A 6,811-nucleotide genomic window follows, 5' to 3' on the forward strand; every position below is an offset into this window, starting at 1 on the left:
CGCCCCTCGGCGGCTGGCGCAGGGTCTGACGGTCGGATCCTGCGCCTGCTCACCGGAGCCGCGGACCGATCGGGTCAGCGGCACCGGTGAGGCCTAGGCGTTCTGTGCGTGGAGGTCGGCCACGTCCAGGGCCGCGTCGAGGATCTCCAGACCGCGGCGGGCGTCGGCCTCGCTGATGTTCAGCGGGGGCACCACGTGGATGCGGTTGAAGTTCGCGAACGGCAGCAGGCCGGCGGCCTTCAGCGCGGCCACGAGTTCGGTCATCGCGGGGGAGGATCCGCCGTAGGGCGCCAGGGGCTCCTTGGTGGTGCGGTCCTTCACCAGTTCGACGGCCCAGAAGCACCCGGTGCCGCGGACGTCGCCCACCGAGGGGTGGCGCTGGGCGATCTCGCGCAGTCCGGGGCCGAGGACGTTCTCGCCCAGCCAGGCGGCGTGCTCGATCATGCCCTCGTCGCGCATGGCGTTGATTGCCGCCACCGCTGCCGCACACGCCAGCGGGTGACCCGAGTAGGTCAGCCCGCCGGGGTAGGGACGCTCCCGGAAGGTGTCGTGGATGGCCTCCGAGATCGCCACGCCCCCGAGCGGGACGTAGCCGGAGTTCACGCCCTTGGCGAAGGTGATCAGGTCGGGGACCACGTTCCAGTGCTCCACGGCGAACCACTTCCCGGAGCGCCCGAAGCCGGCCATGACCTCGTCGGCGATGTAGACGATGCCGTACTTGCGGGTCAGCTCCCGCACACCCTCCAGATAGCCGGCCGGGGGGAGGTAGATCCCGGCGGTGCCGGGGATGGACTCGAGGATCAGCGCGGCGATGTTCTGGGCGCCCTCGAGCACGATCATGTCCTCGAGGTGGCGCAGCGCCCGCTCGGTCTCCTCCGCCTCGGTGGTGGCGTCGAAGTAGGAGCGGTAGCGGTAGGCCGGCATGAAGTGCACCACCCCGGAGTCGGAGTAGTCGCTGGCGAACCGGCGGGGGTCCCCGGTGACGTTCACGGCCAGCTGGGTGCCGCCGTGGTAGCTGCGGTAGGCGGAGAGCACCTTGTGCCGGCCCGTGTGCAGGCGCGCCATCCGGATGGCGTGCTCCACCGCGTCGGCACCGCCGTTGGTGAAGAACACGTGGTTCAGGTCCCCGGGGGTGATCTCGGCGATGAGCCGGGCCGCCTCGGAACGGGCCGGGTTCGCGTGCGGCGGGGCGATGGTGCACAGCGTCTGGGCCTGCTCGACGATGGCGGCGACCACCTTCGGGTGCTGGTGGCCGATGTTGGTGTTCACCAGCTGGGAGGAGAAGTCCAGCAGCCGGTTGCCCTCGCCGTCCCAGAGGTAGGAGCCCTCGGCCTTGAGCACCGTCATGGGGTCCAGGGAGCCCTGGGCGGACCAGGAGTGGAACACGTGGGCGCGGTCCAGGTCGTAGGCGCGGCGGCCGGCCTCGATCTCCTCGGCGGTGAGGGCCGCGGTCTCGGTGGTGGTGTCGGTCACGGTGAGCTCCTTAGGCGTCGTTGGTCGGGAAGCCGAGGTTGAGGCCGCCGTGGCTGGGGTCCAGCCAGCGGCTGGTCACGACCTTGCCGCGGGTGAAGAAGTGCACGCCCTCGGCGCCGTGGGCGTGGGTGTCGCCGAACAGCGAGTTCTTCCAGCCGCCGAAGGAGTAGTAGGCCATCGGGACGGGGATCGGGACGTTGATCCCGACCATGCCCACCTGGATCTCGTTCTCGAAGCGGCGGGCGGCCCCGCCGTCGTTGGTGAAGATCGCGGTGCCGTTGCCGTAGGGGTTGCTGTTGATCAGCGCCACGCCCTCGTCGTAGCTGGGAACCCGCACGGTGGAGAGCACGGGACCGAAGATCTCGTCGGTGTAGATCGACATGTCCTCGGTGACGTGGTCGAACAGGGTGGGGTTGAGGAAGAAGCCCTCGCCCTCGGCGTCGGGGTCGACCTGGCGGCCGTCGACCACCAGGGTGGCCCCGGCCTGCTCGCCGGCGTCGATGTAGCTCGCCACCTTATCGCGGTGGGCGGCGGTGACCAGCGGGCCCATGTCGGCCCCGCGGGTGCCGTCACCGATGCGCAGCGTGCGGGTGCGCTCGGCGATCTTGGCCACCAGCTCGTCGGCGATGGACTCCACGGCCACGATCGCCGAGATCGCCATGCAGCGCTCACCGGCGGCACCGTAGCCGGCGTTGACCGCCGCGTCGGCGGCCAGGTCGAGGTCGGCGTCGGGCAGCACCAGCATGTGGTTCTTGGCTCCGCCCAGAGCCTGGACCCGCTTGCCGTGGGCGGTGCCGCGCTCATAGACGTACCGGGCGATCGGGGTGGAGCCCACGAAGGACACGGAGGCAACATCCGGGCTGTCCAGGAGGGCGTCGACGGCTTCCTTGTCGCCGTGCACGACGTTGAACACACCGTCCGGCAGGCCGGCTTCCTTCCACAGCTCGGCCATCCAGATCGCGGCGGTGGGAACCTTCTCGCTGGGCTTGAGCACCACGGTGTTGCCGGCGGCGATGGCCACGGGGAAGAACCACATCGGCACCATGGCCGGGAAGTTGAACGGGGAGACGATCGCCGCCACGCCCAGGGGCTGGCGGATCGAGTGCACGTCCACCTTGGTGGAGGCGTTCTCCGTGTAGCCGCCCTTGAGCAGCTGCGGGATGCCGCAGGCGAACTCGACCACGTCCTGGCCGCGGGAGACCTCACCGAGGGCGTCGTCGAGGACCTTGCCGTGCTCGGCGGTGATGATCTCCGCCAGCTCGCCCTTGCGGGCATTGAGCAGCTCACGGAAGGCGAAGACGACCTGGGTGCGGCGCGCGACCGAGGTGTCCCGCCACTTCGGGAAGGCCTCGGCGGCCGCGGTGACCGCCTCGTTCACCGTGCCGGTGGGGGCCAGGGCCACGCGCGAGGTGACCCGGCCGGTGGCGGGGTTGGTGACGTCCGCGAAGCGGGCAGCCGAGCCGGGGGCGGCGAGCTCGCCGTTGATCCAGTGGCTGACGGTGCGGGTGGTGGTCTGCGTGGCAGTCTGCATCGATTGGTCCTTTCGTGCGGGCGGTCGACACAACGGCAATCCTGCGTCGTTGTCTGACAATCAGCTTGGCTGGTGCTGGTTGGTGACGCCAGCAACAAGGTGTCCGAAATCGAGTGGTGAACTTTACAATGTGTCAATGCGAGCATCCGACACTCCGGACATGGATGGTGCGACGAGACGGGGTGGAGCTTCCCGCGCCACGCCGCCGGTGACGTCGGGGACCGCTGTGCCCGAGGGGTCGGACCCCGGCCATGCCGCGGCGATCCCCCCGGTGACGCTGCGGACCGTGCTGGAGATGGTTGAGATCCGTGCCGGTGCCCCCGAGGTCCTCTGTGGGGCGGACGTCATGGGCGCCCCGGTGCGGTGGGTCCACATCGCCGACACCGAAGGGGTGGGCTCCCTGCTGGAGGGGGGCGAGCTCGTGCTGACCACTGGTCAGACGTTCCGTGGTTCCACCGAGGCGACAGATCGGTTCCTGGACGAGCTGGAGGCGGCCGGGGCCGTCGGTGCGGTGATCGAACTCGTCGACGCGGCCGGGCAACCGGCGACCGGGGCGATCGAAGTCCTCCGGGCCGCCGCGCGGGGTCGCTCCCTGCCCGTGGTGCTGCTGACCCGCTCCGTCCGCTTCGTCCGGATCACCCAGGTTGCGCACCGGATGCTGGTGGGCGAACAGCTCGCCCGGGTGGAGCGGGTGCGGCGCGTGCACGAGGTCTTCACCCAGCTCAGCCTCGAGAGCGCCAGTGAGCAGCAGATCGTCGACCGCACGGCCGAGCTCCTGGGAGCTCCCGTCGTGCTCGAGGACGTCGCCCACCGGGTGCTGGCCTTCCACGCCGCTCAGGTCGGCTCCGGGGCACTGCTGCTCGACTGGGTCGAGCGCGCGCGCTTGGTCGGCTACCAGGAGGAGACCGGGCGCCGGGCCGGCGCGGAAGACTGGCTGCAGACCCCGGTGGGCGTCCGGGGCCGACGGTGGGGCCGGCTGGTCGTCCCCACGGCCCTGCCCGACGACGCCGACGCCGCCCAGGTGCTGGAGCGCGCCGGGCAGGCGCTGACTCTCGCGCGCATGGCGGGACGCGACGAGCGGGAGCTGCTGCACCAGGCCCAGGCCGGCCTACTGCACGAGCTGCGCCAGCCCCATGCCCTCACAGAGTACGAAGCCCTGACGCGTGCGGCCGCCCTCGGCCTGGAGCCTGCGGCCTATTACGTCCCGGTGGCGATGCGCTTGGACCGCTCACCGGAGGAGGATCCGACCGGGCTGCAACTGCGCGGGAGGGCACTGCTGGAGGACCTGGCCGCCGTCGTCCGTCAGGCTCGTCGCTCCATGCTGGCGGCGAGCATGCAGTCCGGCTCCCTCGGCGTGCTGCTCGCGGTGCCGGCCCGCCAGCTGGCCGAGCCCCTGGTGGAGCGCATCTGTGCCCAGCTGGTCGACGTCCACGGGCAGCACGCCGCATGGACGGTGGGCATGGCCCCCAGTCGGGGGACTCTGCTGGAGGCCGCCTCCGGCCTGGACGAGGCGGCACAGGTCGCCGACATCGCCGCCACCCTGGAGATCCGTCCGCGCCCCTACTACCGCTTCGCCGATGTCCGGCTGCGGGGTCTGCTGGCCCTGCTGGGAGCGGATCCCCGTGTCAAGACCTTCGCCGAGGCCGAGCTCGCGCCCCTGCTCGAGGGGCAGGATGCTGCAGGCCTGGAGCTGCTGGAGCTCTACCTGCGCCACGGGGGCAACAAGTCCGCACTGGCCCGGACCGGTTACCTGAGCCGCCCAGCCCTCTACGCGCGACTGGCTGGACTGCAGGACCAGCTGGGCGTGTCCCTGGACGACGCCGAATCCCGCACCGCACTCCATGTCGCGCTGCTCTGGTACCGGCTCCAGGAAGCCGGCGTCGACACCACTGCGTGAGAACGGCCGGCCGCTGAGAACGGCCACTTCACCTGCCCTCAGATCGTGCTCCGAGGACGATCGGGGTGGCGAACACCCGTTCCAGGCGACCCCACAGCGCAAGGCGCATCTGGAGCTCACCGCCCGGTCCAGCGGGCTCAGTCCTCAAGCGGGCACCCCTGGTGCTTTAACGCGAACTTAACGATTTTCTTGCCGCCAGGGGTAGACGTGTCGCGCCTCACATGCTTAGCTTCCCTGCAACACACATTGCCTGACAATCCGACACCCAGGCGATCTGCCTCCCTCGTCGTAGTTCCTTCTCGACGAGGGAGAGACCGCGCTCCCGCCCAGACCACTGTCCAGGGCAGAGCCGACGATTTCCCCCCCGGGGACGTACGAGGGACACCTCCCGGGGGACATGGAACTCCCTTCACGCAGACGGAGCAGCACATGGAAACCTTCCTCGCCACCACCTACGACGTCATCTGGAACCCACTCGTATACGTGACACTCATCACCGGCACCATCTACACGATCGCCACCCGCGCCGTGCAGGTCAGGCAGCTGCCGGCGATGATCAAGTTCCTCTTCGCACGCGCGGAGTCGAAGGACGGCACGACCTCCTTCCAGGCCTTCGCCATGGCCCTGGGCGGCCGGGTAGGAGTCGGCAACATCGCCGGCGTCGCCACCGCAATTGCCTTCGGCGGACCCGGTGCCCTGTTCTGGATGATCGTCACCGCCCTGCTCACCGCCTCGAGCGCCTTCACCGAGGCCACGCTCGGGCAGATCTACAAGGTCAAGGTCGACGGGGAGTACCGCGGCGGCATCCCCTGGTACATCGAGAAGGGCCTGGGGATGAAGTGGCTCGCGGTCGCGGCCGCGACCGTGGCCGTGCTGTGCTACACGACGCTGATCCCCGGCGTGCAGTCCTCGACCATCGTGACTTCCCTGGACTCCGCCTTCGGCATCCCGACCTGGATCTCCGGCCTGGTCCTCACCGCGCTCACCGCCCTCGTCGTCTTCGGCGGCACCAAGCGCATCGCCCACTTCGCCCAGACGGTCGTGCCCGCCATGGCCGTCGCCTACATCCTGCTCGCCGTCGTCGTGCTGATCATGAACTTCCAGGCCATTCCCGAGGTCGTGCGCCTGGTCGTCTCCTCGGCGTTGGGCATGGACGCCGTCTACGGCGGCATGATCGGTGCCGCGGTGTCCTGGGGCGTCCGGCGTTCCCTCTACTCCAACGTTGCCGGTGTCGGTGAGGGCGGATACGCCGGTGCGGCGGCCTCCGTCACGCACCCGGCCAAGCAGGGCCTGGTCCAGGCGTTCTCCGTCTACGTCGACACTGTCCTGGTCTGCACGGCAACCGGTGTGATGATCCTGTCCACCGGCGCCTACAACATCCTGCCCGAGGGGCGACCCGCGCTCACCGAGAACCTCCCCGGCGTGGAGCCGGGAGCGGCCTTCACCCAGACGGCCGTCGACACGATCGCCCCCGGGTTGGGTCTCGGCGGCGGCATCGTGGCCGTGGCGATCTTCTTCTTCGCCTTCACCTCGATCCTGTCCTACTTCTACTACGGCGTGACGAACATCGTGTACCTCACCGGCAGTTCCCGAGGCGTCCTGGCCCGCATCGTGCAGGTCGCGGTCCTGCTGGCGGTCTACCTCGGCACGGTCCGGACCACCGAACTCGTGTGGATGATGGGCGATATCGGCTACGGCCTCATCGCCTGGTTCAACATGGTCGCCATCGCCCTGCTCCTGCCGATCGCGCTCAAGGCTCTGCGGGACTTCGAGCGCCAGCAGAAGCAGGGACTGAACCCGCTCTTCGACCCCGCCGCCGCCGGGATCAAGGGGGCCACCTTCTGGGAGTCCGCCGACGCCCCCGTCACCGCATCCATCAACCGGCTCTGACGGCTCCATCCCGCCGGCGG

The 6,811-nt window shown here is 69.8% G+C and carries 4 protein-coding genes; 2 read left to right on the plus strand and 2 right to left on the minus strand.

The window, feature by feature from the left end; translation table 11 throughout:
• Window positions 1-93: 93 nt before the first annotated feature.
• Both ACH9D3_RS12565 and ACH9D3_RS12570 read right to left on the minus strand, forming a co-directional pair.
• Window positions 94-1,473, minus strand: a complete 1,380-nt coding sequence (locus ACH9D3_RS12565) for an aspartate aminotransferase family protein (protein ID WP_396411196.1) — start codon at window positions 1,471-1,473, stop codon at window positions 94-96.
• A gap of 10 nt (window positions 1,474-1,483) precedes the next feature.
• On the minus strand, window positions 1,484-3,004 hold the full coding sequence (locus ACH9D3_RS12570; RefSeq protein WP_396411197.1) for a CoA-acylating methylmalonate-semialdehyde dehydrogenase: 1,521 nt from the start codon (window positions 3,002-3,004) through the stop codon (window positions 1,484-1,486).
• 295 nt (window positions 3,005-3,299) lie between these two features.
• Between ACH9D3_RS12570 and ACH9D3_RS12575 the strand changes: the two genes are divergently transcribed.
• Together ACH9D3_RS12575 and ACH9D3_RS12580 are read left to right on the plus strand one after the other, a co-directional pair.
• Window positions 3,300-4,901: a PucR family transcriptional regulator gene (locus ACH9D3_RS12575; RefSeq protein ID WP_396411198.1), complete on the plus strand. Its 1,602-nt coding sequence runs from the start codon at window positions 3,300-3,302 to the stop codon at window positions 4,899-4,901.
• Window positions 4,902-5,330: 429 nt separating this feature from the next.
• Window positions 5,331-6,791: an amino acid carrier protein gene (locus ACH9D3_RS12580; RefSeq protein ID WP_396411199.1), complete on the plus strand. Its 1,461-nt coding sequence runs from the start codon at window positions 5,331-5,333 to the stop codon at window positions 6,789-6,791.
• The last annotated feature ends 20 nt before the right edge of the window (window positions 6,792-6,811 follow it).

It is taken from the genome of Kocuria kalidii (genome assembly GCF_044462225.1).
In the GTDB taxonomy this organism is placed as follows: Bacteria; Actinomycetota; Actinomycetes; order Actinomycetales; family Micrococcaceae; genus Kocuria; species Kocuria kalidii.

Excerpts from the sequence above, each read along its gene's own strand:
- ACH9D3_RS12570 (WP_396411197.1), bottom strand. The coding sequence starts at position 3,004 with ATGCAGACTGCCACGCAGACCACCACCCGCACCGTCAGCCACTGGATC.
- ACH9D3_RS12575 (WP_396411198.1), top strand. The coding sequence starts at position 3,300 with ATGGTTGAGATCCGTGCCGGTGCCCCCGAGGTCCTCTGTGGGGCGGAC.
- ACH9D3_RS12580 (WP_396411199.1), top strand. The coding sequence starts at position 5,331 with ATGGAAACCTTCCTCGCCACCACCTACGACGTCATCTGGAACCCACTC.